The following is a 25,689-nucleotide window of genomic DNA, read 5'->3' on the forward strand; positions in this document are numbered from 1 at the left end:
AGGCAAACGCTAAAACAGTTTCCTTTCTGAAACAGTTTCCTTTCTGAAACAACCTTAACAGTAAAGATTTCTGGATCGAAACCCCCCAATCATAGAAGGTATGATGCCCTATGGAAGTTAGTGAACTGCTCAACAATTACGAAAAAGGAGAAAGAGACTTTACTGGAGCCGACCTCAGCGGGAAAGACCTCAGCGGAGCAATCTTAATCGGAGTCAACCTTTCGCGAGCTAATCTTTCCGGGGCGAACCTCAGCAGAGCGTTTCTCACCAAAGCAACACTCAAAGATGCACAGATGCAAAGAACAAATCTGACTTTTGCCAAAATGGGCGAAACCCAACTTTCGGGTGCAGATTTGACAAAAGCTAACTTGAGTGGAGCTTTTTTGGTAAAAGCAAAATTGCCCAGAGTAAAGTTAAGCGGCGCAACTTTAACTAGCGCCAACCTGCGGGGTGCTGTGTTGTGGAATGCCAATTTGTGCAGCGCCGACTTGCAATTAGTTAACTTACTGGGCGCGAATTTGACGGGCGCTAATTTTAAGTGGGCAAACCTTTACGGTGCAAGGCTCAATAGTGCAAAACTTTTTGGAGCTCAATTAACCGGAGTCAGTCTGCGGCGAGCGCAGTTGACAGGGGTAAATCTCTGCGGTGTAGATTTGAGCGGCGTTAACGTGAGCGAAGCTAAACTCATGGGAGCTAATTTGGAAGGCTCGAATTTGGCGGGGGCGAATTTCAGCGCGGCCCAGTTGCGTGGGGTGAAGTTGGCGGGTGCAAACTTAACCGGGGCTAAGTTGAGGGGAAGTTGTTTGAGAGGGGCAAATCTGAATTGGGCAAAGTTGTGTCAAGCAGATTTGATGGCGGCAGATTTGAGCGAGGCGACGTTAATAGGAGCTAATTTAGATAATGCTTTGTTGACGGGAGCTATTTTGCCAGAATCTACTAGGCGCTATTTTTCCTTAGCTGGGGCTGGCAAAGTCAATTCTTGGGAAGTTAATGAGATTAACGGTTGATTGTTGACTGTTGACTGTTGACTGTTGACTGTTGACCGAAAGCATCCAGGATACAAGCCCCCGGATTCATCTGTGGAGAAAGAAAAAACCTGTATCCGATAAAGGAGCCCCCGAATTTATCTCGTGCAAGTCAATGCTTAAATCTAAAATCTAAAATCTAAAATCTAAAATCGATTGACTGTTCACTGATGACTATGACAATTAATTTTGGGGTGGTGCTGGTAACTGCGGCATCGGAGGTGGAGGCGGAGAATCTGGCAAAATCTCTAGTTGAAAACAAGCTGGCTGCTTGTGTGAGTTTGTCACCAATTCGCTCGATTTATAGTTGGCAAGGCGAGATTCATTCCGAGTCAAAGTGGCAGTTGGTGATTAAAACTGATTTGGCTAAATTTGAGGCTTTAAAAACAAAAGTTCAGGAACTCCATTCCTATGAAGTTCCCGAAATTATTGCTATTCCTATTATCGCTGGCAGCGATGCTTATCTCAATTGGCTGGGACAATCTTTAAGTTTGTAGTCAAGATTTTTGTCCTAAATTATCCAATGAAGAGGGACGGAATTCTCTACTAAAAATGGTCAGAAACCTAGGAATTATGACTGGTAGGGCCGATGACGCCGATTTTGTGGCGAAAACTTAGTTCGCCGCCGAACCAGCCTGTAATGCCCAGCAAGGTTGCCACGACGATCGATATAGCTAAACCTGTGTATACGATCGGCTCAGCCGGATTTCCTTGTCGCAACAGCAAGTTAATCAGGGTAAGTACCATAACCGCCACATTGCCGCCCATGTGCAACCAACCGGCACTGCGATCGCGCACTCTTTTAACTTTGAAAAAATCTAAAAAGCCCGTGATTGCTGCCAAAATCCCCGCAGCAAAACCGACACCCATCAGCCAAACCGAAGCTCTGGCCCAAAACGGATCGCTTGTGAGCCAATAACCGATGTCCGTGCCCGCGGCTCCTACTAAAAAGGCTACCGGAAAGATGACGATGATGGGGTGGATGGGATGGCCTGCAACTGAAAGCGTACTCGTAATGCCGGCGTCGCGATACTCTCTGTCGTCACTTTCTAGAATCGGCGGAATATTGGGATAAGGGGTACTATTTCTTTGATTTGTTTCCATGATTTCTAGCGATAAATTTTGTACAACAAAGCCGTTTTTATTGGATTGAACTTAATCCCAAATCCGTTCGCCATTTTCGTCAACGCGGGCCTGCCGAATTACGTCAGAAATTTCGTCGGCGTCTTTGACGTGGTGCAAAGCTTTCTTTTCCCCATCGGGTTCTTCGACGATCACATAAGTTGGAACTGTAACAACATCTCCCACGATGTCGGGTACGTGGTCTACCGCCAGTTGCTGTGCTTTTTCTTCAATGGTTTGCGGTTCGTCGGAAATACGATCGCCCGGATTGACCGTGCGCTCCATATCTTTGCCTGGTTTGTCGATACTCATAAAAACCTCTCTGGTATTTCTAATTTTTTGCTGACTCTAATTCCTACTATTGAACGAAAAATATCCCTGCACAAACATCTCCCGACGGGTGGAAGTTTCAGTTAGGGCGATCGCAGGCAGCCTCTTCCTGTAGGTAGAGGTTTTTCGATTTGTTCGGAAAAAACTAAGCTAAAATCTAAGCATGATATTTTCCTTCCCTTTGAGTTGCCCATGAAAAGTTACGATTGGATTGTTGTCGGCGGCGGCATTACTGGTGTGGCACTGAGTTACGAACTGGCAAAAAAAGGTTTTGCTGTGCTGCTTTTGGAACGAGATGCTACCATGCAAAATGCTACTCGTTTTAGTTATGGCGGCTTGGCTTATTGGTCGGGAACGACTGATTTAACTCGGCAATTGTGTCGGGAAGGTATCGAACGCCACCGCCATTTATCTGCCCAATTAGAAGCTGATACTGAGTTTCGCGAGTTAGATTTGTTGCTGACAATTGATGCGGGCAATGATACCGAAAAAGTGGCGTCTAATTACGCGCATTTTGCGATTGTTCCGCAGCTTTTGAGCGTTGCAGAAGCTGGCGAGTTGGAACCTTTGCTGAATAAAAGTGCGATCGCCGGAGCTCTGACGGTGCGTCACGGTCACATTTCGCCGACTGCCACAAATAAAGCTTATTGTCAAGGGTTTCTGCGGTTGGGAGGAACTATAGAATTTGCTGAAGTAATTGGGTTTATAGAAGAGGGCAATCGGATTTCGGGAGTCAAAACGGCACAGGAAAGTTATACCTGCCAAAATACGGTTATTTGTGCTGGAGGTGGGAGTCGGAGTTTGCTGAAAGCTGCGGGTGTTTCTGTGGGAGTTTATTTTACTCGCACGGAGATTTTGGAAACTGCACCTGTGGATTTGAAACTCAGGACTTTGGTGATGCCTGCGGTATTAAAACGTTTTGAATTGGAAGCTAAATCTAGTAAAAATGAGGTGGATTTTCTTTGGGATGAACCTGGTAAAGAGTTACAGCCACCGATTTTAGATTCGGGTGCAATTCAATTTAATGATGGGAGTTTGCGGATCGGGCAATTGTCGCGCACTTTGAGCGATTTGAATGCTAAAGTCGATCGCGAAACCAGCGAAACGGCAATTCGTGCAGGAATCAGCAAGGTTTTGCCTGATTTGGCAGGTTTACCGGCAAGTTGGCACGAGTGTAGTGTGGCATTCAGCGCGGATAATTTGCCTGTAGTGGGGCCGATCGCCGATCGCCCTGGATTGCACGTTTTTTCTGGTCTCAGCAATCCTTTGACTATTGTACCTGCTTTGGCTGAGCGATTTGCGAAGGCGGCGGGGGGAGAAGAAGATAGGGCGATCGCACTTTTGTCTCCCCATCGATTTATGGCAGAAGGAAGTTCGGCAACGCATTCTGTAACGGATGTCAGGAAGAAGGAAGAAGGAAGAAGGAAGAAGGATAGATGACTAATCACTAATGACTAATCACTAATGACTAAAAAAGGCAGCGCGACAATAAATGTAGTACCTTTGTCGATCGCACTTTCCACACTTATTGTACCGCCGTGCAGGTCAACGATGTGTTTGACAATGCAGAGTCCCAAACCCGATCCTTTAATCTTGCCTACATTAGCACCCCGTTCAAACTGCTGAAATAGTTTTCCTTGATATTCCGGTGTCATCCCAATTCCCTCATCTCGAACGCACAAAATTATTTGTTGGTTTTCGCAGCTTAAGTCTAAACTGACCTTCCCACCGTTGGGAGAATATTTAATAGCGTTTGAAAGCAAATTAGTCAGAAGGTGGTGCAGTAGTTTGGCATCGAGATTGGCGTGCAGCGGATTTGTGTGACTGCGGAAATATAGTAGGTGTTTGTCGGTGACGATAGGTTGCAGTTCTTCTAAAATAGAATTGCATAAATCCGTCGCATTGATCGGATTTAAGTTTAAGGAAATTTTCCCGGATTCTGCTTTGCTAAGCATTAAAATATCTTCCAGCAGCCCACTCATATTACTGACGGCTTTTTTAATTCGGTCAACATTTTTATTGCTAGTTCCAGGGTTTCTCTGCAAGTCGCTATCTTCTAACATTTCAGCCGATAACTGTATGGTAGTTAAAGGAGTGTTTAAATCGTGGTAAGCCATTGAAATAAAGCGCGATCTATTTGCGCTTTTTTCTGCTGCCAACGCCATTAATTTTTTCAACCTGACCGCTTCTTGATGTTTGCTCAATGCTATCTTGATAGTGGCGTGCATTTCTCTTTCTTTAAAAGGTTTGAGTAGGTAGCCGTAAGAACCAGTATTTTCGGCTCGCTGCAAAGTTTCGTCGTCAGCATAGGCAGTTGTATAAATAATTGGTATATCTAATTCTTGATTAATTATTTCTGCTGTTTCTATGCCGTCAATGTCGCCTTTGATAACTATATCCATTAAAATTAAATCGGGTCTTAGTTCGTGGGCGCGCTGGATTGCATCCGCTCCTGAAGAAACTATATCGGCGATTTGATATCCCAATTTCTCTAGTTTTGGGGATAAATTTTTAGCAATTAACAGTTCGTCTTCGACAATCAAAATCTTAATTGGTTTTTCGGCAAAACTCATATTATTACAATCTTTGAAAGTAGTTTAACTCGTTAAATTTTAAGTGAAAGGATGTACCAAATTCTCTGGATATTTCGATGGTTCCTTCTAACTGCTCGGTTAAAGTACAGACAACTTGAAACCCCATCGAATGAGTTTTCCGAAAATCTAAGTTTTGAGGAAAGCCAATGCCGTTGTCCTTAACTAAGAGGTTGATTTCTCGATCGCCTGTTTGATAGCATTCTACACTAACTGTACCAGTTGTGCCATCAGGAAAAGCGTGTTTCAGGGTATTTGAAACCAATTCATTGGCAATTAAACCGCAGGGAGTAGCCGTTTCAAGATTTAGGGAAATTGGCTCAGCTAATACCTGCAACTGAATTTGGTTGTTGCTAATATTGTAAGAGTGAAACAAATTACTTACCAAATCTTCGAGATATTCACCAAAATTAATTTGCGCTAAATTAGTCGAACGGTACAGTTTTTCGTGAATCAGAGCCATAGAATAAAGGCGATTCTGACTTTCTTCAAACATTTTGCTTACTTGCGGATCGGCAACTGTGTTCGATTGCAATTCTAACAGGCTAGCAACTACGCAGAGGTTGTTTTTGACGCGGTGGTGAATTTCTTTGAGCAAAATTTCTTTTTCTCTGAGGGAGTTTTTCAAATTTGCTTCCGCTTGTTTGCGATCGCTCAGTTCAGCTTGCAGTTGCTGGTAAAGTAGAGATTGCTGAATGGCGATCGCCAATTGATTCACCAACTGCTGAAATAAATTGATTTCCCATTCTTTCCAATCACGAGGTCGATCGCATTGATGGGCAATAAGCAATCCCCAAAGTTTGCTGTGCTGAATAATCGGCACTACTAACTTTGCCTTAACTTGAATTTGTTTCATAAACTCCATCACACAAGGTGTAATGCTGGGAGAATCCAGTTCGGAAATTGCAGAAATTCGCCCTTGCAAATAAAGCTGATAACTGTCAGGGGGGAAAACCTCTTCGCCAAAACATCTATCTATGAGTTGGCTGCATCCTTCTGCCACGGCTTCAGCAATGACTCGCCCGCCGCTTTTGGGTAAAAGTTGATAAACCAAAACTCGATCGGCTAATAATACTTGCTGGAGTTCGGCAACCGTGGTGTTAAGAATTTCCTCTAATTGCAAAGACTGGCGGACACGACGGGCGATCGCCTCCACAAGCCGTTCTTGCTCGAACTGCTGCCCTCTAGCGAGTTCGGCGTATTTAGAATTGCTAATATCAGCGGCATAACCAATAATTTCGATCGGAATGCCCATGCTGTCAACCAATAATTTTAGTTCCGTCCTTAGCCAGCGGTAACTTCCGTCTTGGTGTAGAAAACGATACTCGCAAATGCAATTTCTTTCCTCGGACAAATCCAAAAAATTTACTAGAAATTGTGGCCTATCTTCAGGGTGAATCCGGCTCGACCAAAATTTACAATCTGCTAACAATTCTTGGGGATAGTAGCCAACGATTGTCTGAACGTTGTCGCTGATGTAAGTAGTACAAAAGTCCCCCGTCGGTGCGGCGGTAAAAATTACCGCCGGATTAGAACCCAGCAAAAATTGCAGGCGTTCTTTTAACTGCTGAAATTCCATTTCTGCTCGCTTACGATAACTGATATCTTCGATCGCCCCCATACTGTAGAGAGGAATGCCCTCGCGATCGCGGATCAGCGTCACCGTTAAGTTTGCCCACATCAGCTCGCCATTCTTTTTAATCAAGCGTTTTTCCCTTTGGAAGCGAGAAATCTTGCCGTAGATCAACTGCTTGACTTCCTCTAAATCTGCGTGTATATCTTCTGGATGCGTGAGTTCACTAAAAGTCATGCTAGCCAACTCCGAATCGCTGTAGCCCAACATCTGGCGGTGAGCTTCATTCACTTTGATCGTGCGGTAGTCGCGCACGCTTGCCAAACCAAGCGCGATCGGAGCATCGTCAAATAAGTTGCGAAACTTTTCCTCACTCTTTTGCAATGCAGCTTCTGCGTGTTTGCGAGCGGTAATGTCTCGGGCTACCCACATCACCCGATCACAATCCAGTGGCGAAATACTGGCATCAAACCAAAATAATTTGCAGCCAATTTCCATGCTGTATTCAACTCTGTGGGTTTCCCCAGATGCTAATGTTTGGCGAATGTGGGCCAGGGCAAAATTAGCTTCCGCTTCTGGGAAAATTTCGGCGAGGGTTTTGCCCAGTACTTCCGGAGCAGGTTTGTACAGCAGTTCGGGAGCCGTGGGGGCGATTTTGAGGTAGCGACCGCTTGCGTCGAAAACCAGCACGATATCCGTCATGGCGTTAAACAGCGCCAGCAGTTCGGCTTCGGAGTTTTGAAGTTTTTCTTCGGTCAATTTGCGATCGGTAATGTCGGTGTCAGTGCCAGTCAGGCGTAATGCCTTGCCAGAAGGCGATCGGATCGCGCTGCCGCGGGCAAGTATCCAGCAGGTGCTGCCGTCTTTACGCACCATCCGGTGTTCTACTTCATAAATTTCTGTCACACCCTCTAGATAAGCATTTACTGCTTCGGCGACGGAAACTTGATCGTCGGGATGAACGTGAGACGCCCAATTTTCCATGCGGTTAGGAATCTCTGCGTCCTGATAGCCCAACAAAGCTTTCAAAGACGGAGCAATGTAGATTTCGTCGGTTTCCAAATTCCAGTCCCAAACCCCCACTTTGCCGGCCGATACTGCCATTTCGTACCATTGTGTCCGCTGCTGCACTCTCTGTTCTAACTCTGTATTGAGCTGCTGCAAAGCGATTTCTGCTTGTTTGCGATCAGTGACATCCCGGCCTGCTGCTTGATACTCGACGATTTGTCCGCTCTCGTTGAATATAGCCCGATCGATCCACTGCTGCCAGCGAATTTCCCCGCTCGACAAAATTACTCGATGTTCGCAGGTAAAAATAGGGTTTTCGGGAGACACAGAAGTATATTGCTGTTGAAAAATTTCTCGGTCTCCTTCTGGCAGCAGCGACATGAAGCATTTGCCGAGTAAGTCGAACTGCTGCAAGCCGAAATAACGGCAGTAAGCTTGATTGACAAACGTTATTTTACCGTTGGGGAGGTAGCGGCAAATCAGTTCGGTTTGGTCTTCCACAATCGCCAGGTAGCGCGCCTCGCTCTGCTGCATGGCATTTTCGGCATTTTGGCGATCGCTGACTTTTTCTAGTTCACAATTACCCTCTAACAGTTCGCATTGTTCCTGGAGTTTTGCCACTTCTTGATGCAGTGCCTCTATCCAGCTATACATTGCTGGGCGAATACTTTTTTCACTGATTAAACCTACGAGCTGGCCCCGTTCATCTACAATTGGCAAGCAATCGATCGAGTATTGACAAAATAGCTTGAATGCGGTAGTAATATCTGTAAATTCTGATTCTTGTAAGACAATTAAATTCCGCGTCATTGCCTCGGCAACTTTCATGCCTTGCCATCCGTATTCGGCCGCGGCTAAGTTCAGCACATCTTCCGGGCTTAGCAGTCCGACTAGCTGATTTTCATCGACAACTAAGACGCAACTAATCGATGCTTTTAAATTTTCGTTTGAGTCGGGAAGTGCAGGGGCATTAGGCCGTGAGCAAGGGTCGATCGCCCGACGCATCAGGGCGATCGCCTCTGGGAGCGAAGTTGAGGGATCAACCGTCACAGGGTGGCGATCGACAGCTTCGTCGGGCGATCGTAAATTGGCCGACAAATTAGCAAGTTCCATTAGTCTTGGTCAAAAAGTATTGCTAATTAACTTTAGCAACACTTTTCGTCATCAGCCAGATGACTGAGGAATGATGAGCTGCCTTATTTTATGCCAAGGAGAATATAAGTTTTCATTCCCCCTTTGCCCTTAACTTCAATAGTTCCCCGCTCCTGAAATACATATTTGTGTTCCAATAACTTATAAGTAGTTTCGCTGACTTGAATCCGCCAAGGCAAACCGTGAGATTCCATGCGAGAAGCAATATTTACTGTGTCGCCCCACAAATCGTAAATAAACTTTTTTATGCCAATTACTCCGGCAACAACCGGGCCGCTATGAATCCCGATGCGGATGCTAAAATATTTATTATGGCTAGCATTAAATCGGGCTATTTCTGCTTGCATATCTAGGGCCATTTGGGCGATCGCCTCTGCGTGGTCTGCCCTGGGTTCAGGGAGCCCTCCCACCGCCATGTATGCGTCGCCGATGGTCTTGATTTTTTCTAGGCCGTGCTGTTCGCACAAAAGGTCGAATCCTGAGAAAATCTTATTTAGGATCTCCACAAGGTCGATCGGATTCATGACGGCCGACAAAGTAGTAAACCCCACAATGTCTGCGAACAAAACAGTCACTTCAGGAAAGTATTCGGCAATAGTAGTTTCGTTTTGCTTGAGGCGTTCTGCTATTGCCTTGGGCAAGATATTTAACAGCAGCTTTTCTGATTTTTCTTGTTCTTCCCGCAGGGCATCTTCTGCTTGCTTGCGTTCCGTAATGTCGTGGTAACTCCAGACTCTCCCGATAATTGTATCTCCCAGCCGCTGCGGTTGCGAATAGCGTTCAAAAAACCTGCCGTCTTGAAATTCCAACAAGTCGTAACTTTCGGCTTCTGGCTGATCGTAAAGCGATTCTATTCTCTCTTGGAATGCTTGGGGCTCTTTGAGTTGGTTCAGGACAAAGGCGATCGTTGTGGCGTCGTCTCGCAGTGCCATCACTTCATCGGGTATGCCCCACATTTCCACAAATTGTCGATTGAAAGTGACAATTTTTCCACTCCTGTCAATCGCTAAAATACCGTCCGCAGTAGAATCAAAAGTTGCTAGCAGTAGGGACACAGATTTTGCTAGAGCGTCTTCGGCCATTTTTCGAGCAGTAATATCTCGCAAAATAGCGCGAATTGCTACTAGGGAACCTGCCGCAAATTTACAGCTTATGCTACCTTCTAGCAAAATCTTTTCACGATGTTTAGTGACAAATATTAGTTCAATCGAATCTGGATATAATGTATTTTCATTAACTGTTTTTTGAGTGATAGCTTGATATAATATATCCAGATATTCGGGGGAACTGTTCGGATGAATGATATCAAAAACAGTCATTTGATCAATTTCTGCTTCGCTGTAGCCCAGAGTTTCTCGCCAAGCCCGATTTACATACAAAAAATGACCGTCCTCTCCAATACTTTGAATCAAATCAGTAGCATTTTCAAATAAGTCTCGCAGTTGTTCTTCGCTTTCCCGCAAAGCTATTTCCGCTTGCTTACGCTTAATAAATTGACCTAGTTGGGAGCCGATAGTTGCCATTATCTGGAGCAATTCTTCATCAAAACACTGCACTTCGCGGCTAAATAAAATCATCACCCCCAACACAGACTTTGCAGAATTTTCAGGGTCATAGTCGCCCCAAATTGGGAAACCAAAAGCTCCGTGTAGTCCTTCTTCAGCAGCGATTTCGCGGCGCATACAACTGTCGCTTTTTGTGACATCGGCAATCCACTGAGAGGAACCGCTGGCCCAAACAAAACCGGGTAATCCTTCGCCAAACGCACAAGTCATTTGTTCGGTAAATTCGGCAAACTTGGGGATAGAAACTGAGCGTTTTGTCCAACTGGCGACGCACCGAAGCAAATTGGGATCGGAAACCGCAGTTATTCTCTTAGTTTCTGACAGCAGTTTTTCCCCAGATTCGGGCATCCAAAGTTCGGCCGTATCCCATCCCAAGCTGTCGCAAATTACGGGGAGAATTGCTGCTATAGCTTTTTTGATGGTTTCGGATGCCGACAGGATGCGAGTGGCGACGTACTGAGTTATTTGTCGCTGGCGGGCGCGCTGTCTATCTGTGACATCGCGGCCGATGTACACGAAATCTTGAAGGGCGGGCAAAGAGCCAGAAATACCTTTAATGTCAGTCGAAATCGCCGTACAGGAAAACGAAACTGTTAGCTTTTCTCCGGTTTTTGCCGTGCAAATTACTTCCGCGTGAGTTTGCGATTGTTGAGTCTCATCTTGGCTAACTGCTTGCAAAGAGGAGCCAAAAGCAGCAAGAGTGTCTATTTGCTGGCCTACTAATTCTGATTCACTGTAACCGAACAAATCTTGAGCAGCTTGATTGACTTTTTTAATTTTTCCCGATGCTGTTGTTACCAACAAAACTTCGGCCATTGAACTAATAATTTTTTCAACATAATTATTAGTAGCCGCTAAGGTACTCAATAAAATATCCATTTCATTGGTAGCTTGGACGAGAGTTTGTTCTAAAGCCATCCTGTCGCTTACGTCTTGAAAAAATATAATTAATCTATGATGATTTTCCTCATTGGTGAACTCGACAATATACATATCAAAATAAAGCCGCGAACCATTCTCTAATAGTCGCGTGATCGCTTTTAATTCAAAATTTGGCAACCGTTTTTCAAAAATATCGATTAAAATTTCTTCAGTTCCCACTAATTCTGGAAAGGGAATGCGAACATCGTTGCCGGCGACTACTTCTTCGGGACAGTCCGCAAACCGCTGCACTTGCAGAGAGATTTCTTGGATTAAAAAGTTTTTATCCAGTGCTAGGTACTCCAAGTGGTGTGGAACTAACAGTTTTTTTAACAAGGTTTTCATGTGAGATTTTTAGTGTTGAATGCGCCCTCTGGATCTAATTATCGAAAGTGAATCTATTTATCTCTGTTTCTCAAAGGGAATTCTGACTAAAAAGGTAGTGCCTAACCCTATCTTGCTGGAAAATTCGATTTGACCTCCGTGCAAATCTACACACTGCTTGACTATCGATAAACCCAGTCCTGTACCCGGTATTTTTCCGACATTTTTGGCTCGATAATAAGATTCAAAGAGTTGTTCTTGGTCTTCTAGAGGAATGCCAATGCCTGCATCTTTAATTTTAAATTTAGCTTCTTCATTATTCTGACAATTTAATTCAAAATAAATATGGCTGTCGAGGGGCGAATATTTGACCGCATTTGACAGCAAATTTGTCAAGATGTGCCGCAACAATTTGGGATCTAGTGCGGGCAACTGTTGCGTTTCCTGCGAGTCGATATCATTTTGTGTCGCGGGCGTAACTAATTCTTGATAAATAAAATTAATTGTATGATTTTTTCCATGACTAATTTTAATTGATTCTACTAACTCGCTGCAAAATTTTTTTAAGTTGACTGGTACGGGATATAATTCGAGTTTTCCTGCTTCGGCGCTGCTGAGCAACCGCACGTCATCTAATAGCTGAGCCATTTGTTGAGATGCTGATTTAACGTGTTGCAGGTATTGTTGTTTTTCCGCGTGGGTGAGGTCGTCGCCGTAGTCTTGGAGAATTTTAGTAGCAAACAATACTGTACTTAAAGGATTGCCGAATTCGTGAGCAATCATCGAGAAAAAACGAGATTTTACCTGTCTGAGTTCTTGCTCTTTTGCCAAAGACCGGCGAATTTCTATTTCTTGTTGTTTGCGTTCTGTGATGTCCCTACCTATATAAATGAAATCGTAAAGTCCCTCTAATTCTGTCTGAATTGCCGAACAGGAAAATTCTACCCAAATTTCTTCTCCTGCTTTAGTAGTGCAGACTATTTCTAGTTCTCTACGCAGCTCTTTTTGAGACAAAATATAGCTATGGCGAGCTTGGTAAATTAATTTTTCTTCTGCTAGTATTAAAGACAGGGGTTTGCCAATGAATTCTGCTTCGCTATACCCAAATAACCATTGTGCCGATTGATTGATTGTTTTGATAGTTCCTAATGTAGTTGTCACCAACAAAGCATCGCCCATCGAACGAATAACTTTATCTATATAATCTTTAGAAGCGGCTAAGGCACTAACCAAAAGATTAGCTTCATTCGCCCTCTGAATCAACGATTGCTTCATTACCATCTTTTCGGTGGTATCTTCAATCAAAATTAGCAATTTACTTGGCAAATCTTCTTGTTCCTCTTCATATTTGATAGCCAACATATCAAAGTATAAAGGGCGGTTCTGGTCGGCAAACCGAGCGATACCTTTGACTTCAAAACCGGGCAGCCGTCCCATAATGATAGACATGAGGATATTTTCAATGCCAATCAGTTCGGGAAAACTCAGGCGAGCATCTGCACCGGGTATCGCGTCGCCCGGAGTATCGGCATAATGCTGCACTTCGGCGGAGGTTTCCTGAATGATGAAATGGTGATTTACTAGAAAATACTGTGTTTGTCGCGGGCCCAACAGCTTTCTTAACAGGGGGTTCATACTTGTTCTACCATTGTGTAAGCTAGTTTGTAGAAAATTTCGTCAACGTCTTTGCCTGTTTTAGCAGATGTTGTGCAAACTGCTATTACTTTGTCTTGACCTATCGAATGGGACATTTCCACTAGCAGCGCCAATTTTTCCTCGTCAACCAAGTCTACTTTGTTCAAAGCGACGATAATTGACCCTTTAGGGTTGACCGAAGAATAAAGCTGAATGTGTTCGGAGATTCGCTCAACGGTTTCGGAGCGGCTGACATCGGCAACTATTAAAACGCCGCTAGCTCCCTGTAAGTAAGTCGGTGCTATTCCTTTGAATTTTGTATGTCCTTCTAAGTCCCAAATCAGCAACTTTGCAGTCACGTTTTCCCGCTGTTTTACCCCTTCTAATTCTACGATTTTGCTAGAAATTTTTACTCCCACAGTGGAGAGGTATTGGTCGCTGAATTGCCGATCGACAAAACGGCGGATTAGGCTAGTTTTACCCACGCCAAAATCGCCGATCATACACATTTTTTTAGATATAGTAACTGACATAATTATTTACTGTTTATGGTCTTAGTTATTGGTTCAAATACCACGCATCTGCTTAAAAGTCGTGGTTGATTGGGTTCCACGTCGGCAGGAGGATGGGGGATGCCAACCGTTTGGAGACGCTTCGGGTCAGCACCTTGCCGCACCAAAACATCTCGCACTGCTGTGGCACGCCTGATGGACAACTGTTGATTTGTAGCAATTTCCCCAGTTCGATCGCTGTGCCCAATTATCTTAATCTGTTTTTGAGGATATTGATCCATGAAATTTTTGACACTGGCGATCATTTCTTCGTATGTTGAGTCTAATGTTGCCGTTCCTTGCTGGAAGTAGATGCGGGTTGTAATTTTCAGCGGCTCTAATTTAACTGTGCTAATCACCGATTGAACACCGGGAATTTGCTTCAGGGACTGAGCTATTTTCTGTCCGTCTGCACCCTCTCTAACTGTCCCCTCGACAGTCACTTTACGATCGCTATACCGCGTCGAAATAGAAACGCCTTCTTTCTGATTCAAAACAGCGGTAATCCGCTGCACCTCAGCCGCCGTCAAAACTGGATCAGGGGGAACATCTACAGCTATAATTTTATTATCTAATTGCAATTTCGGTGCAGTTGATGCGGCTATTTTTGCAGCTTGTTCCCGCAATTCTTGATTGGGCAACTTTCCGGTTAACTTTAATGTTTTGCCATTAACTGCAACATCTAAGCGGTAAACTGCTAATTCGGGAGTTGATGCTAAAGCTGCGATGGCATTGGCTTCGAGGCGGCGCTCAACGCTGCTGCGGTACTGATAAATTCCCCAAGGTACTAAGATTAAGCTCAAGGCGGCTAAACTGATAGCAGCTAGGGCGATCGGGGGTTTTGTTGATTTTTCCGTTTGTAGCGGATCGAATAAAGTTTTTATACACGGGTGCAGCGACTCCGGTATAGTACCGGGGTCGCCGTTAAACTCGTGAATTACTTCAGCATAATTAAGAATGAGATTACTAACGGTTTGTCGTATTTTTTGGATGAACAAGTTTGGCGGTTCTCCTTTAATCACGACGGCCATGTAGCAATATCCCGCTACTTCGAGGATAATTTTTGAGTCGCCGTATTCAATTTGATTTAGTTCGGAAGATTCCCCCGGCTGCACGATACACTCGTTAACAAAGCTGCGAATAGCTGTGAGCATTCCTGCTACCATTTCGGATTCTAACTGGTAGCTTTCTGTGTTTTGAACTTCGGAAATTATCAAGCCTGATGCTTTGTGAATTAAGAAGGCTGCTTGGACGGTAAAGGGTACTGATTCTTTGAGGATTAATTCAGCTTCGGAGACTCCTTGTACTTTGGAGCGAATTTTTCTCTGGAATCCTTCGACGCTGATGGCATTTGACACTTTTTCATTGATTGTCTTGATAGCTTCTGCCATGTATCGGGAAATCGTACTGCCAATTACGGGATAGAGGGCATCCACCATAGAGTCGCGTTCGAGTTTTATTTGAGCTGTAATCGCTTTGCCCATTTCCGGGGCGAGGGCTTGGGCGATCGACTCTTGGTCAAGGCGAATTTGCTCTTTAATTGCCATACCGATTTCTGGGGCGATCGCCTTAGCAATATCCGCTGGGGAATTCACTATTTGTTGAGCAAGCGCGTCGGGAAGGAGCTCAGCTATTGCCGCACTCATTGCTGACTTGTTTTCCTGAGTTTTTGCCCTAATCACTTCGTCAATAATTGGCCCGATCGCCTTAACAACTTCTTCTCTCGAATCAGCAATTTTGCGGCTGAGAATTTCTGCGATCCAAGGCAACATCAACTCAATCAACTCTTGGGGCTCGTAGATTTGGTGCTCCAATTTCCCTAATTTATCGTCGATTGTTGCCATCAGGTGGCGCACCCCCGGCAAATCGTTTTCTGCCAGCAGATTTTTGACTTGCTCGATATCCGAGATTTTCGAGCCGAAAATCAGATTTTGCAGCGTTTCCATGGCGCTGTCGGCTTGATTTAAGTCCTGTTTAATTTGGTCTAATATTTCTGTCGGCTGTTCTAGTAAGTTTGGGATTTCTAGAGCCGAAGCCATCGCAGCATCTAAATATCCAGTTTCTAGTGGATTGGAGACTGTGGAAACTATGGGATTATCGGGAATTTCCGAGGATTTTGACTCAGTTTCGGAAGCGGAAACATCCTGTAAATGCCGATCGAACCCGTGGGATTTTTCACCCTGTACTTCCTGTAAATAATCTTTCGTTGTCAAGTTAGACAATTCTGCGACAGGCTGTGATTCCTCCTCCAAATCCGGCTGGGCGATCGCGGAAACATCTATAGTTTTAGCTGAGGAATAGTCTTTTTCCAGTTCTGAAGTGTTGAGTTTGTGAGTAGCGAATAGCAAACTTTTGAACTCGTCTGCAACAGACGGGGCATCGCTAGACTCGGGTTGGCTAGATCCAGTTTCGGGTACACTCGCTGCAACTTCCTCTGGCGCTTGCTCAGAAATACCTAACAAATCCATCAACCCGCCGAGGGCCCCAGCTTGATTATTTTCGTCACTGCTGTCATCTTCGGGATCTGCATTTTGCTGCTTGGAAGCCGCAAAGATTTTGAGATCTACTAACAGATTCAGCAAGGGTTCTAGCTGGGTTGCTGCATCAGCAGCAGACTCGTCAGGTTGAGAAACAAAACCCTCTAACTCATTTTCGTCAGCCGGATTTTCTTTCGGTAAAGCCATGCGTTATTATCCGTGATGGTGGCGCTCCGGCAACAGAAATTCGTTATTTAACTTATTATCCGCAACGCCTTTAAGTTCGGGCACAAATTCTGTTCCTTTGAGCCTCATACCGAGTTCAAACAGAATTTCTGCCATGTCGTCTCTGGAAACTTTAACATCTCTGAGCATAGAAAAGCGACGATCGAGCTCTTCAAAAACCTGTGTTTTCAAAGTGCGGGTTTCTTCAGATAGTCGCTCTCTGGTTTGGGAGAGTTCGTCGCGAAGCGAACTGGTTTGATTGTCTATAGCCTCGTCGAGGGCTTCCATGCTGCTGGAAAATTTGCGGTTAACGCGATCGACTTGCTGACGGATGTCTGCGCTTTCTTCTTGGGTGTTTGATGTGAGCGATTTAACTTTTTTTTCTAACGAATCAACTGCAGCCCTCATTTCTCCTGAAAGAACTGTTTTTACTTGTTCGATGCGAGTTTGCATATCTTGCTGCATCATCGACAAGTCGGAATCTATTTTATCGAAGCGATTGTCGTATTCTCTAAGCTGCGCTCCAAAAATTATATCCCGGATCTGGTCGATATTTCCCAGCCGTTCGCGCATTTCTTCTTTAGTTATTTCGGCCATAATACCTGGAATCTCCGGAAATTGTGAGTTTAAGAACTGTGCTAGTGATTTACTACCGTTGTTGGTGGCACTAGCTTTTTTGAGTGGGGGGGGCTTTGATTTTTTGAACTCTCACCCCTGCGTCAGGGATGGGATTTTTTAGAGTCTTGACTCTAAATATCCTGAGATTCAAATTTTTGAGCCTGGTCTTGTCACCAAAAATGGCGGTTGGCTATCCTTGGCTTGCAGCAAGCTCCTAGAAGCGTAGATTTTGCTGCTATACAGCACAGCGGGGTAGGTTTTAATGTCTTGTACTGACATCCTCAATGATATCGCATCTTGACAGTGCCTCATACCACAGCGCTTGAGTCCCGGCAAAAAGCGGGCGGGCTTGCTCCACGTCCCATTATATATAATATATAACTCAAAAGCTGCACAGATCGCTCGCCGATCGACTCCGAGGGATGTTGCCTTTGAGCAGAAAGCACTTATACAGCCGAACTCGGCCCATCTCTCCCCCTCGAAGCCTCTTCTCCTGCGATCGCCCTATAAAAATTCATAGGGCCCGATCGACAGCGATCAGACCCAATAATATGAGAACTTTGTTTTTTCTAACAAACGAGATGTGTTTCCGGTTGAGAACTGTTACTTACTAGGGTTTACAACTTCTGCAGCTTTACTTTTAATCCGCAACTACAACTATGTCTGACTCGACTGCGGTTTGGCTTGACTGCTCGATCGGCAGTTCGCCACTATTCCAAGTTGTGTTCGGTTAATTTCTGCTGCGCCTGGGAATCTAGACCGGAGACACCATGTCTATATCCTCGAATTTTCTTTCTAAATATAGCGACCTCCTTTCTCTTTCTGTCCGGGTGTCTATTATTAAGTTAGCATGGCCTTTCGGAGGAGTAAAGCACTATTTGCAAAACTTGATAGGTCTTTACATTACTAAGTATAATGATATGAATATCCAAATAGATGTAAGTTAGCACTCACGCACTCCGAACAAAGAAACCGGGTTTTTTCACCGAGATTGAGGATTTTAAGCAAGTATTTTGGTTAAAAAACCCGGTTCCTGGACACCCGTGCGTAAGTCCTATAAATTCTATTGTTGCTACATCTTTACATTCTTAACAGTTCTTGTCATGACTATTTCTCCTAAGTTTCTCACTGGCAGCCAAATCCGCCAAACATTCCTCGACTTTTATGCCCAGCGGGGACATAAAATCTTGCCGAGTGCTTCTTTGGTGCCCGAAGATCCGACAGTGTTGCTGACGATCGCCGGAATGCTACAATTCAAGCCGATATTTCTCGGACAGCGCGCCGCCGAATCACCGCGCGCCACCACTTCTCAAAAGTGCATCCGCACCAACGACATCGAAAACGTCGGCCGCACCGCCCGCCACCACACGTTTTTTGAAATGTTGGGTAACTTCAGTTTCGGGGATTATTTCAAGAAACAGGCGATCGCCTGGGCGTGGGAACTTTCCACGGAAGTTTTCGGTTTACCAGCGTCGAATTTGGTTGTTAGCGTTTTCCGAGAAGATGACGAAGCTTTTGCAATTTGGCGCGATGAAATTGGCATTCCGGGCGATCGAATTCAGCGCATGGGAGAAGATGACAATTTCTGGCAATCCGGCCCGACTGGCCCCTGCGGCCCGTGTTCGGAGATTTACTATGATTTCCACCCAGAAAGAGGCGACAATATTGACCTCGAAGATGATAGCAGGTTTATTGAATTCTACAACCTGGTTTTCATGCAGTACAATAAAGATGCAGAGGGCAATTTAACACCGCTGCAAAATCAAAATATTGATACTGGCATGGGACTGGAACGGATGGCGCAAATCCTCCAGAAAGTCCCCAATAATTACGAAACAGATTTGATTTTTCCGATTATTCAATCGGCGGCGGAAATTGCCGGGATTGATTACCACAATAGCGATGAAAAAGTCAAGGTTTCGCTGAAAGTAATTGGCGACCATATTCGGGCTGTGGTGCACATGATTGCGGACGAAATTCGCGCGTCGAATGTTGGTCGGGGTTACATTTTGCGCCGGTTGATTCGCCGTGTGGTGCGTCACGGGCGACTGATTGGAATTCAGGGCGAATTTACGGTGCGGGTGGCTGAAAGTGCGATCGCACTTTCGGAAGCTGCTTATCCCAACGTGCGGCAGCGGGAAGCTCAAATTAAGGCGGAATTGGCAAGGGAAGAGGCGCAGTTTCTCAAGACTTTGGAACGCGGAGAGAAGCTGCTGGAGGAAATTGTCGATCGCACAAAACAGCAAGCAAACCAACAAATCAGCGGTCAAGATGCTTTCACTCTTTACGATACCTACGGTTTCCCTTTAGAACTAACTCAAGAAATTGCGGAGGAACAGGGAATTACTGTGGATTTGGACGGCTTTGAAGCGGCGATGAAGGAACAGCAAACTCGCGCTAAAGATGCTCGCCAAACAATCGATTTGACGGTGCAGGGCTTTTTGGATAAGTTGGCTGAAACTATCCAGGGAACTGAGTTTGTCGGTTATGCTGAATTGTCGAGTTTAGCTGAGGTGGAAGTTATCTTAGTTGACGGCAAATCTGTCGAAGAAGCAGCCGCCGGTACCGAGGTACAAGTTGTTTTGAACCAAACGCCTTTTTATGCTGAATCCGGCGGACAAATTGGGGATAAAGGTTATTTAAACGGCAGCATTCAGGGAGAGAATGGAGAGGGTTTGTTGGTAAGAGTTGATGATGTGAAGAAGGAATCGGATTTCTTCGTGCATTTCGGCTTTGTGGAACGGGGAACGCTGAGAGTTGGCGATAGTATTACGGCGAAAATTGACAATAGCGGTCGCCGCCGAATTCAGGCTAACCACACAGCAACTCACTTATTACAATCAGCTTTGCGAAAAATTGTAGACGATTCGATTTCGCAAGCTGGTTCGCTGGTATCGTCTGAGAGATTGCGGTTTGATTTCAATTCTCCGCGCGCTGTCACAGCAGAAGAGTTGCAGAAAATTGAGGATTTAGTTAATAGTTGGATTGCTGAGGCGCACGCTGCGGTCGTTGCAGAAATGCCGATCGCCCTTGCGAGAGAAAAAGGCGCGACTGCGATGTTTGGCGAGAAGTACGGCGATGTGGTGCGGGTAATCGATTTTCCGGGGGTTTCGATGGAATTGTGCGGCGGAACTCACGTCAGCAATACCGCAGAAATCGGGCTGTTTAAGATTGTTTCCGAAGCGGGGGTAGCGGCGGGAACTCGCAGGATTGAAGCGGTTTCCGGTCAAGCTGTTTTAGACTATTTGAACGTGCGGGATAAGGTAGTGCGCGATTTGGGCGATCGATTTAAGGCTAAGCCTGAAGAATTGCCGAACCGGATTACTAATTTGCAGAATGAGTTGAAGGATACTCAGAAACATTTGGCTGCTGTGAAGTCGGAATTGGCGATCGCGAAATCCGACCAGTTGCTGAGTGCGGCGGAGGCGATCGGCGAATTCAAAATCATTGTAGCTCAATTGGGAGATGTGGATACAGAAGCGCTGAAAACTGCGGCGGAAAGATTGCAGCAAAAGTTAGGAAATGCTGCGGTTGTTTTGGCATCAATTCCTGAACCTGATAAGGTAAGTTTGGTGGCGGCTTTTAGTCCAGAAGTCAATAAGAAAGGATTGCAAGCTGGCAAGTTTATCGGGGGAATTGCTCAAATTTGCGGCGGAAAAGGCGGCGGGCGGCCTAATTTGGCGCAAGCTGGGGGACGCGATGCAAGTAAGTTGCAGGAAGCGTTGGAAAGTGCTCGCAATTTGTTAGTTGAAGGATTGGGGTAATCGGCCTTTTGTGTGGGGACACGATTCCGTGCATTAATGTCAACAAACACGTCAAACCCGCAGTCCGACAGGGTTTTAACCCCTGTCGGGCTTTCGGCTTAAATTGACACGACGAAAGGCACAGTGCCGTGTCCTGCTTTGCTACTTAATATTGAGGTACAGACGGGTCTACTTCTTCACTCCAAGCAGTAATTCCGCCCTTAACATTAATCCCCTCAATTCCAGCTTCCTTCAAAATCCCCAAAGCCTTCGCAGAACGTCCGCCCATTTTGCAGTGTGCAATCAAGCGGTGGCCGTTCAACAATTCCTTAACCTTAGCGACACCTGCGCCGTGTTCGATATCCGGCAAAGGAACCAAAACCGACCCAGGAATTTGACAAATTTGATACTCGTTGGGATTGCGAACATCCAACAATACAAAATCCTTCGCACCGCTGTCGATTAACTCCTTAAGTTCTTTGACAGTCATCTCAGGAATTTTCGTTTGCTGGCTTGCTTCCTCCGCTTTTGCTTGAGGAATGCCGCAGAATTGTTCGTAATCGATTAACTTTTCAATTACCGGACGCACTGGATTAGGCCGCAGTTTCAATTGCCGGAACGTCATATCTAAGGCATTGTAAAGCAACAGTCTGCCGCTCAAAGTAGTGCCTTGACCCAAGATAATCTTGATAGCTTCCGTTGCTTGGATAGAACCGACAACTCCGCACAAAACGCCTAAAACGCCGCCTTCGGCACAAGAAGGAACCATCCCTGGCGGCGGGGGTTCCGGGTACAAATCGCGATAATTCGGGCCGCCTTCGTAGTTGAAAACTGTTGCTTGCCCTTCAAATCGGAAGATAGAACCGTAGACGTTGGGCTTGTTTAAAAGCACGCAAACGTCGTTCATCAAATAGCGAGTCGGGAAGTTGTCCGTACCGTCGATAATGATATCGTAAGGAGTGGCAATGTCGATCGCATTTTCGGAACTAACGCGAGTTTCGTACAAATCAACTTGACAAAAAGGATTAATTTCTAAAATCCGATTTTTAGCCGACTCAATCTTCGGTTTCCCAACCCAAGAAGTGCCGTGAATTACTTGGCGCTGCAAATTGGAATGGTCTACAACATCAAAGTCTACAATCCCAATGCGGCCAACACCGGCGGCTGCTAAATACAGCAGCAACGGCGAACCGAGACCTCCCGTACCGATGCAGAGCACGCTGGCAGCTTTGAGACGCTTCTGCCCATCCAATCCAACTTCTGGCAGGATCAGGTGGCGAGAGTAGCGTTCGTATTCTTGTTTGTTGAGCTGGATCTCCTCCAGATTAGGATTTAGCATGATATTGTGTGTAGCGCAGATTTTGAATTACATCCTATCTGAATCTTTCGCATTTTTACGTGTTTGTTATTTTTACTAATTATTTCTTAATCTCAGTCGGTTCCACTAGGCGAATTTCCTCTGCTTGAAAGTTCCCCTCTCCGTCAAGACTCCAACTGCGGAGGTCTTCTGAACAGCCTTGTCGGACTGACACAATGATGTAAGAGTATTGGGCCCAGGCCAATGTTCGATCGCACTCTGAGGGCACTGCGGGACAATCCGTATGGGAATGATATATACCGATAATATCCAGAGTGCGATCGCGCCCGTGTTTCATCGCCTGCAACATATCTTCGGGCTTTATAGCATATCTGCGTTTTTCTGTCAATTCTTTTTGGTCAGGCCAATTCTCCTGGGCCTCAGCACTCCAAGCATTCTCAGTCGGCCAAACTTCTACTATATTTTTAACATCGCCAGTAACTCGACCGAGCAACAAACCGCAGCATTCTTCAGGATAAGCGCTTTCGGCGTGGGTACGCATGGATAAAATATGAGAGTCGGAAAGTGCGATCGGCTGCATAGGATTTTATTGTAGATTTTATTGTAGTTTTTTTTGTAAAGTGCGATTCCCTGCGGGATAGCTACGCTTCACGGGCTTTTTTTAAATTGTGGAACAGGCATCTTGCCTGTTCAATAATGGATTTTCTGGAGATGTCTATTGATTTGACATTCCTGTAGCTGTTTGCAAAATACTTCTATAAGCAATAACAGCTTCTGTTTGGTTAACATATCCTACATATTGACTCAATACAGAAAAGTCTAACTCAGGCAAAAATTCACTGCTGGAAATTAACTCATAACCAGACTCCCGCAAGTGGTAAAGAGAAAATTGATCGTTAGCCCAAAACCAGACTTCAGGAACCTGCCAACCGCGATACACCTCCAGCTTGTCAACACCGCCGCTAGTCAGAGCAATTTCTATCACAATATCCGGGACTTCTGCAAGTAAACCTAAACAGTAACACTCATCTGGTTCCGCACCCCGTCTCACAGCTTCGCGGCGAAATGTAGTATTTCCGTAACCGTTGAGATTAATTAGCCTTTCAAACGCATAAGTTTCTATCAACCGGGCAATAATTGTTTTAAGCCTTTCATGTTCTGGCGAATTTGTCATAATAATTTCTAACGTTCCTTCCAAGTACGTCATTCTGGGAAATTCATCGACAAATATATCGGAAAGCTGCTCGTATTGTTCCCAAGTCACATCATATAGAATGACGCGCTGTTCAGTCGCTGGAGCGAGAGTTTTTGGATCTAAAACTAGCATAATTAATAACCTGCACTTAAGATATCTCAACGTTAGATTTTTTCGTTCCTTCTCAACTTCTTCTCTGTGTCCTCTGCGGCCTCTGCGGTTCGTTAAAAAAGTTCCTATATAAATTTAACGAACCGCGAAGACGCTTATGACACAAAGGAAGAGAAGAGAAGGGGAAAAAGAGTTAATTCAATCAAGTCGGAGTTTGCTGCAACTCAGGCCGCTCATCTGGAACGATCGCACCTTCGACAGGACACACCTGCAAACAAATACCGCAGTCAATACAGGTATCAAAATCAATCCAAAACCAATCAGTACCCTTGACATTTTTGCCAGGGCCGGGATGAATACAAGCAACCGGACAAGCGCCAACGCAATCAGCAACTCCCTCGCAAATATTCGTAACAATAGTGTGTGCCATAGTGTTCTCTCAAAACATTTTAGTTAGATCGGGAATTAGCAATTAGCAATTGGCAAAACCTTCTCTCAATCAGCAGGATACATGATATCATATCCGGTGATTTTTAACCAATTACCAACTACTAATTACCAATTACCACTTAGGCTAATTTACCGTTTCAATTGTTGGCAATCCTTCGGCATTTACCCAAGCAATTTGAGTAATTCGTCGATCGCGCGCGTATTCCCGCGCCCCCTCCTCCGTCTCCCGACTCTCCAAATCTATTTCCACCCGAACTAGGTGAGTAGACTCTCGGAGTTTGCGAGCGTAAGCAAACGCGGCGGCACTAGCTTCAGGAGTTTGAGCCACAACCAACCAGTCGCTAGCTGGCGTCTGGCTGGGCAATTGCCCCTCTGTCAGCAAAACTTGGTGCAACTCTTCAATATTTAGACAAAACCCAATGCCGGGGGAATTTTGCCCTTGCGGGTCGAACAGTCCCAACAGTTGGTCGTAGCGTCCCCCTTGTCCTAAAACTCGCTGTCCTGTCTTGCTGCTGCTGACAACTTCAAACACAATTCCAGTGTAGTAGTCAAATGTTTGAATTAAACTCAAATCGAGGTGAATGTGAGATTTGAGATTGGGAATTTTTGACTGACATTGGTGCAGCAATTCGATCGCTGATTTGAGATTATTTAACGCGGCTTGCTGCGGCACATCTAAATCCAGCTTGGCAACAATTGGCAACACTTCTTCTGGCCGGCCGCGCAAGTCAAACAACAGCAGAGCTCTTTCTCGCAATTCCGTTGACAGCGGCAAAGTTTCCAAAGCAATTCGATCGAGATTGGCGATCGCCCCCCGAACTTTTTGGCGCACGTTTGGCGGAAACGGTTCCAGCAATCTTGCAGTCAAGCCCGCTTCTCCCAAAACCAAATGCCAGTCATCAATTTCCAAGCTCTGCAAGCACTCAGACAGCAGCAGCAGCACTTCCGCATCCGCAACCGTCCCCCCCGCGCCAAGCAGCTCTACGCCAGCTTGATAGAACTCCTGTTGCCCGCCTGAGCCAGTATCTGGGCCTTTGCGGAACACGTTAGCGTTGTAGTAGAGGCGCTGAGGCTGCCAGCGAGTCCCTGCCATCCGCATTGCAGCCGCGCGCGCGATGGATGCTGTCAATTCCGGCCGCAAACCAAGTTCTCCATCCTCGGCGTCTTGCAATTGAATTAAGGTCGATCGGTCGATCGCGCCCCCAGCCATCAAAGTCTCCAGCCTTTCTAGAGTAGAGGTAATAATCCGGTGATAGCCCCAGCGGTGAAAAACCTGCTGTAAGCGCCGTTCGATCGAAATTTTTTGAGCAACGTCAAGGGGCAATAAATCTCTTGCACCGGATGGGGGTTGGTGAACCATATCAATTTTAGATTTTAGACTTTAGATTTTAGATTGGGCTTAGAAGCTTAGCTTTAGGGGACGGTGTGAAAGTCGAACCAGGCAAGCTTAACATTCGACTTTAACAAATTAATGTGTCATATCAATTTTAGATTTTAGATTTTAGATTTTAGATTGGGCTTAGAAGCTTAGCTTTAGGAGAGGCTGTTAAAGTCGAATCAGGCAAGCTTAACCTTCGACTTTAACAAATTAAGGCGTGATAGCGTTTTGGTTTGCATGGGAATAATCATTTTCCCCGTCAGTGCGATCGTCCCGCTCTTTCTGGAGCAGCCACGATCGCGGGACGATCGCACTGACGGTACAATTCCGATTGGGTTCCGAGGTGATCTCACCAGTTCTTGATGATTTTGAGCGAG

Annotated in this window: 19 protein-coding genes; 5 read left to right on the forward strand and 14 right to left on the reverse strand. The window is 45.4% G+C overall.

What is annotated here, in order from left to right:
- Positions 1-110 precede the first annotated feature (110 nt).
- Both QUA03_RS02425 and cutA read left to right on the forward strand, forming a co-directional pair.
- Positions 111-1,007: a pentapeptide repeat-containing protein gene (locus tag QUA03_RS02425; RefSeq protein WP_333209371.1), complete on the forward strand. Its 897-nt coding sequence runs from the start codon at positions 111-113 to the stop codon at positions 1,005-1,007.
- Between the two features lie 194 nt (positions 1,008-1,201).
- On the forward strand, positions 1,202-1,522 hold the full coding sequence (gene cutA / locus QUA03_RS02430; RefSeq protein WP_333209447.1) for a divalent-cation tolerance protein CutA: 321 nt from the start codon (positions 1,202-1,204) through the stop codon (positions 1,520-1,522).
- Between the two features lie 67 nt (positions 1,523-1,589).
- On the opposite strand, the gene QUA03_RS02435 is transcribed toward cutA, so the two are convergent.
- Together QUA03_RS02435 and QUA03_RS02440 are read right to left on the reverse strand one after the other, a co-directional pair.
- On the reverse strand, positions 1,590-2,129 hold the full coding sequence (locus tag QUA03_RS02435; RefSeq protein WP_333054314.1) for a DUF2231 domain-containing protein: 540 nt from the start codon (positions 2,127-2,129) through the stop codon (positions 1,590-1,592).
- A 51-nt stretch (positions 2,130-2,180) separates the two neighbouring features.
- A complete protein-coding gene (locus QUA03_RS02440) occupies positions 2,181-2,459 on the reverse strand; it encodes a hypothetical protein (RefSeq protein ID WP_333209373.1) in 279 nt (92 codons plus the stop codon).
- A 210-nt stretch (positions 2,460-2,669) separates the two neighbouring features.
- Between QUA03_RS02440 and QUA03_RS02445 the strand changes: the two genes are divergently transcribed.
- On the forward strand, positions 2,670-3,917 hold the full coding sequence (locus QUA03_RS02445) for an FAD-binding oxidoreductase (RefSeq protein ID WP_333209375.1): 1,248 nt from the start codon (positions 2,670-2,672) through the stop codon (positions 3,915-3,917).
- A gap of 14 nt (positions 3,918-3,931) precedes the next feature.
- Here the strand turns inward: QUA03_RS02445 and QUA03_RS02450 are convergent, their stop codons facing one another.
- The 7 genes from QUA03_RS02450 to QUA03_RS02480 all read right to left on the reverse strand — a co-directional run bounded on the left by QUA03_RS02450 (position 3,932) and on the right by QUA03_RS02480 (position 17,096).
- Positions 3,932-5,050 carry an ATP-binding protein gene (locus QUA03_RS02450; protein ID WP_333209377.1) on the reverse strand — a complete coding sequence of 373 codons (1,119 nt, stop codon included), beginning with the start codon at positions 5,048-5,050 and terminating at the stop codon, positions 3,932-3,934.
- 4 nt (positions 5,051-5,054) lie between these two features.
- Positions 5,055-8,762: a PAS domain S-box protein gene (locus tag QUA03_RS02455; protein WP_333209379.1), complete on the reverse strand. Its 3,708-nt coding sequence runs from the start codon at positions 8,760-8,762 to the stop codon at positions 5,055-5,057.
- A gap of 83 nt (positions 8,763-8,845) precedes the next feature.
- Complete coding sequence (locus QUA03_RS02460) at positions 8,846-11,632, reverse strand: adenylate/guanylate cyclase domain-containing protein (RefSeq protein ID WP_333209381.1); 2,787 nt, start codon at positions 11,630-11,632, stop codon at positions 8,846-8,848.
- 57 nt (positions 11,633-11,689) lie between these two features.
- Entirely contained in the window at positions 11,690-13,246 is a 1,557-nt protein-coding gene (locus QUA03_RS02465) for a PAS domain-containing sensor histidine kinase (protein WP_333209383.1), read from the reverse strand.
- A complete protein-coding gene (locus QUA03_RS02470) occupies positions 13,243-13,779 on the reverse strand; it encodes a Rab family GTPase (RefSeq protein ID WP_333209385.1) in 537 nt (178 codons plus the stop codon). The genes QUA03_RS02465 and QUA03_RS02470 overlap by 4 nt, the downstream gene beginning before the upstream one ends.
- A 2-nt stretch (positions 13,780-13,781) precedes the next feature.
- Positions 13,782-16,481: an OmpA family protein gene (locus QUA03_RS02475; protein WP_333209386.1), complete on the reverse strand. Its 2,700-nt coding sequence runs from the start codon at positions 16,479-16,481 to the stop codon at positions 13,782-13,784.
- A gap of 6 nt (positions 16,482-16,487) precedes the next feature.
- Positions 16,488-17,096: a hypothetical protein gene (locus QUA03_RS02480; protein ID WP_333209388.1), complete on the reverse strand. Its 609-nt coding sequence runs from the start codon at positions 17,094-17,096 to the stop codon at positions 16,488-16,490.
- A 1,124-nt stretch (positions 17,097-18,220) separates the two neighbouring features.
- Between QUA03_RS02480 and alaS the strand changes: the two genes are divergently transcribed.
- On the forward strand, positions 18,221-20,881 hold the full coding sequence (gene alaS, locus QUA03_RS02485) for an alanine--tRNA ligase (protein WP_333209390.1): 2,661 nt from the start codon (positions 18,221-18,223) through the stop codon (positions 20,879-20,881).
- A gap of 145 nt (positions 20,882-21,026) precedes the next feature.
- Here alaS and moeB read toward each other — a convergent pair whose 3' ends face one another.
- The 5 genes from moeB to QUA03_RS02510 all read right to left on the reverse strand — a co-directional run bounded on the left by moeB (position 21,027) and on the right by QUA03_RS02510 (position 25,294).
- Positions 21,027-22,199 carry a molybdopterin-synthase adenylyltransferase MoeB gene (gene moeB, locus QUA03_RS02490; RefSeq protein ID WP_333209392.1) on the reverse strand — a complete coding sequence of 391 codons (1,173 nt, stop codon included), beginning with the start codon at positions 22,197-22,199 and terminating at the stop codon, positions 21,027-21,029.
- Between the two features lie 79 nt (positions 22,200-22,278).
- Positions 22,279-22,758, reverse strand: coding sequence for a M67 family metallopeptidase (locus QUA03_RS02495; protein ID WP_333209393.1), 480 nt, complete (start codon positions 22,756-22,758; stop codon positions 22,279-22,281).
- Between the two features lie 135 nt (positions 22,759-22,893).
- Positions 22,894-23,505: a Uma2 family endonuclease gene (locus QUA03_RS02500; RefSeq protein WP_333209395.1), complete on the reverse strand. Its 612-nt coding sequence runs from the start codon at positions 23,503-23,505 to the stop codon at positions 22,894-22,896.
- Positions 23,506-23,686: 181 nt separating this feature from the next.
- Positions 23,687-23,914, reverse strand: a complete 228-nt coding sequence (locus tag QUA03_RS02505) for a ferredoxin family protein (RefSeq protein ID WP_333164293.1) — start codon at positions 23,912-23,914, stop codon at positions 23,687-23,689.
- Positions 23,915-24,058: 144 nt separating this feature from the next.
- Positions 24,059-25,294 (reverse strand): ATP phosphoribosyltransferase regulatory subunit, encoded by a 1,236-nt coding sequence (locus QUA03_RS02510; RefSeq protein ID WP_333209397.1) that lies wholly within the window; start codon positions 25,292-25,294, stop codon positions 24,059-24,061.
- Positions 25,295-25,549: 255 nt separating this feature from the next.
- Between QUA03_RS02510 and QUA03_RS02515 the strand changes: the two genes are divergently transcribed.
- The gene (locus QUA03_RS02515) at positions 25,550-25,675 is read left to right on the forward strand and encodes a hypothetical protein (protein WP_333209399.1); all 126 of its coding nucleotides are present in this window, start codon (positions 25,550-25,552) and stop codon (positions 25,673-25,675) included.
- The last annotated feature ends 14 nt before the right edge of the window (positions 25,676-25,689 follow it).

This window comes from Microcoleus sp. S36b_A4, from assembly GCF_036700645.1.
Taxonomy (GTDB): Bacteria; Cyanobacteriota; Cyanobacteriia; order Cyanobacteriales; family Microcoleaceae; genus Microcoleus.

Bases quoted from the DNA above. Each gene is read 5' to 3' on its own strand.
- QUA03_RS02425 (WP_333209371.1), top strand. From the start codon at position 111: ATGGAAGTTAGTGAACTGCTCAACAATTACGAAAAAGGAGAAAGAGAC.
- cutA (WP_333209447.1), top strand. From the start codon at position 1,202: ATGACAATTAATTTTGGGGTGGTGCTGGTAACTGCGGCATCGGAGGTG.
- QUA03_RS02435 (WP_333054314.1), bottom strand. From the start codon at position 2,129: ATGGAAACAAATCAAAGAAATAGTACCCCTTATCCCAATATTCCGCCG.
- QUA03_RS02440 (WP_333209373.1), bottom strand. From the start codon at position 2,459: ATGAGTATCGACAAACCAGGCAAAGATATGGAGCGCACGGTCAATCCG.
- QUA03_RS02445 (WP_333209375.1), top strand. From the start codon at position 2,670: ATGAAAAGTTACGATTGGATTGTTGTCGGCGGCGGCATTACTGGTGTG.
- QUA03_RS02450 (WP_333209377.1), bottom strand. From the start codon at position 5,050: ATGAGTTTTGCCGAAAAACCAATTAAGATTTTGATTGTCGAAGACGAA.
- QUA03_RS02455 (WP_333209379.1), bottom strand. From the start codon at position 8,762: ATGGAACTTGCTAATTTGTCGGCCAATTTACGATCGCCCGACGAAGCT.
- QUA03_RS02460 (WP_333209381.1), bottom strand. From the start codon at position 11,632: ATGAAAACCTTGTTAAAAAAACTGTTAGTTCCACACCACTTGGAGTAC.
- QUA03_RS02465 (WP_333209383.1), bottom strand. From the start codon at position 13,246: ATGAACCCCCTGTTAAGAAAGCTGTTGGGCCCGCGACAAACACAGTAT.
- QUA03_RS02470 (WP_333209385.1), bottom strand. From the start codon at position 13,779: ATGTCAGTTACTATATCTAAAAAAATGTGTATGATCGGCGATTTTGGC.
- QUA03_RS02475 (WP_333209386.1), bottom strand. From the start codon at position 16,481: ATGGCTTTACCGAAAGAAAATCCGGCTGACGAAAATGAGTTAGAGGGT.
- QUA03_RS02480 (WP_333209388.1), bottom strand. From the start codon at position 17,096: ATGGCCGAAATAACTAAAGAAGAAATGCGCGAACGGCTGGGAAATATC.
- alaS (WP_333209390.1), top strand. From the start codon at position 18,221: ATGACTATTTCTCCTAAGTTTCTCACTGGCAGCCAAATCCGCCAAACA.
- moeB (WP_333209392.1), bottom strand. From the start codon at position 22,199: ATGCTAAATCCTAATCTGGAGGAGATCCAGCTCAACAAACAAGAATAC.
- QUA03_RS02495 (WP_333209393.1), bottom strand. From the start codon at position 22,758: ATGCAGCCGATCGCACTTTCCGACTCTCATATTTTATCCATGCGTACC.
- QUA03_RS02500 (WP_333209395.1), bottom strand. From the start codon at position 23,505: ATGCTAGTTTTAGATCCAAAAACTCTCGCTCCAGCGACTGAACAGCGC.
- QUA03_RS02505 (WP_333164293.1), bottom strand. From the start codon at position 23,914: ATGGCACACACTATTGTTACGAATATTTGCGAGGGAGTTGCTGATTGC.
- QUA03_RS02510 (WP_333209397.1), bottom strand. From the start codon at position 25,294: ATGGTTCACCAACCCCCATCCGGTGCAAGAGATTTATTGCCCCTTGAC.
- QUA03_RS02515 (WP_333209399.1), top strand. From the start codon at position 25,550: ATGGGAATAATCATTTTCCCCGTCAGTGCGATCGTCCCGCTCTTTCTG.